The organism is Vineibacter terrae (genome assembly GCF_008039615.1).
GTDB lineage: Bacteria > Pseudomonadota > Alphaproteobacteria > Reyranellales > Reyranellaceae > Vineibacter > Vineibacter terrae.
In genome coordinates this window covers 1-1,493 of the sequence record NZ_VDUZ01000115.1, presented here as the reverse complement: position 1 = coordinate 1,493, position 1,493 = coordinate 1, and the positions used below count along the sequence as shown (strand labels likewise).

At 65.2% G+C, this 1,493-nt stretch carries 1 protein-coding gene; it reads right to left on the bottom strand.

What is annotated here, in order from left to right; translation table 11 throughout:
* Positions 1 to 10: 10 nt before the first annotated feature.
* Positions 11 to 1,291, bottom strand: coding sequence for an IS4 family transposase (locus FHP25_RS40440; protein ID WP_147852682.1), 1,281 nt, complete (start codon positions 1,289 to 1,291; stop codon positions 11 to 13).
* Positions 1,292 to 1,493: the final 202 nt, after the last annotated feature.

Here is a 1,493-nt window from a genome sequence, read left to right as displayed (position 1 = left end):
GCTAGGGCGTCTACAGATCGTTGAGGGCATAACCTTGTGCGAGGGCGCGGAAGTAGGTCAAGCCGTTGAAGAAGGTGATGGGTCCCGGCGGCTTGGTTTCATATACATGCCATCCGCCGAGCTTTGCGATGACCCACGCGGCAGCGGCCATGGTGTGGTGAGGATGTGGGTTTCGCTGCCGCGGGGTTTTGCCTTGGAGGCGGGAATTGAGGATGTCGAGCACCTTGATCTCATGAGGCGAGAAGACCAGGGAAGCGGGCTGGTCGTCGTGGCCGTCGCGGGCCTGGACGAGTTGCATGACGATGACGGCGGCCTTGGCGGCGATGGCGACCAGCTTGAGCAGTCGCTCGGCAGTGGCCAGCTCACTGTCCTCGATGCGCAGGCCTTGGCGTTTGAGGGTGCGGAAGAACTGCTCGATGATCCAGCGGCGGCGATACCATTGGACGATTTGCCAGGCGTCGGCGAGGCTGTTGACAGCATGGGTGGTCAGCAAGATCCAGTGCAGAGGTTCGGCCCCTGCGGGCGGATGCGGCTCGACGACTTCCACGACATGGACAGGAACGCTGTCGGACAGGTCTTTATCCGGTGTGTTCTTAGGCCGCTTGAGGGACAGCGTGGTGAAGCGCAGGGACAGCTGTGCGGTTCGCGCCGGGCGGTCGGCCCGGTCGCGCAGTTCGATGCGGGCCGTGTCGCGCACGGGTTGGTGTGCCAGGGCGGTGCGGACCGTGCCGCCCTCCAGGACGGCATGGTCGTTCATCAGGCGGGTGATGAGATGGACATTGGGTGCCGGCGTCAGCGCCCAGTGGGCATAGATGTCGCCCTCGCGATCGTCGATGACAGTGATGAGGCGGGCGTTGGCCAGGGTCTGCTTGGCCTGTTCGGCGGTCTGCACCCACCGCACCGACTCCTTGTCAGCCAACTGGCGGGCGCTATGGGGTGTCGTGACGGCGCCGCTGCGGGTCCAGGCACGGCCGCCCGCCAAGCCCAGCACGATGCCGCTGTCGGCATCGACGGCCAGCATGGGATGCAGCAGCACACCGTGGCCCGTGCCTTTCTTGACCTTGCCCAGGCCGCGCCGGTTCTCCTTGGTGGTCGCGAACTTGATTTCGCTCGTGTCCTGGATGGCCAGAACGTGCCGGCCCGCGCACGCCCCTTGCGTCGGCGTGCTCCAGTCCTCGATCACTCTGTCCAGCGTCACTCGCTTGTTCGCCAGGAAGCGCCAGAACCCCATCTGCGTCGAGCGGCACCCTTGTGCCAGCCGCCGTACGCACGTCGTCTGGCGCACGACCATGCGTCCGAGAAGCGCCGCCCCCTTTTATCGAGGCGGCGATCCCCGAACGATCCCAGCGACCACACAACATCTGCCATGGCGGCACTCCAGCTGAACCAAAGTGCGCCATACAGAATCACATCGCCCACCCGCACGGGAAGCCGCTATCCTCGGCCCGAGTCAATCTGCCGCGCCAACGCGCCAAGATGTGTAGACGCCCTAG

Excerpts from the sequence above, each read along its gene's own strand:
- FHP25_RS40440 (WP_147852682.1), bottom strand. The coding sequence starts at position 1,291 with ATGGTCGTGCGCCAGACGACGTGCGTACGGCGGCTGGCACAAGGGTGC.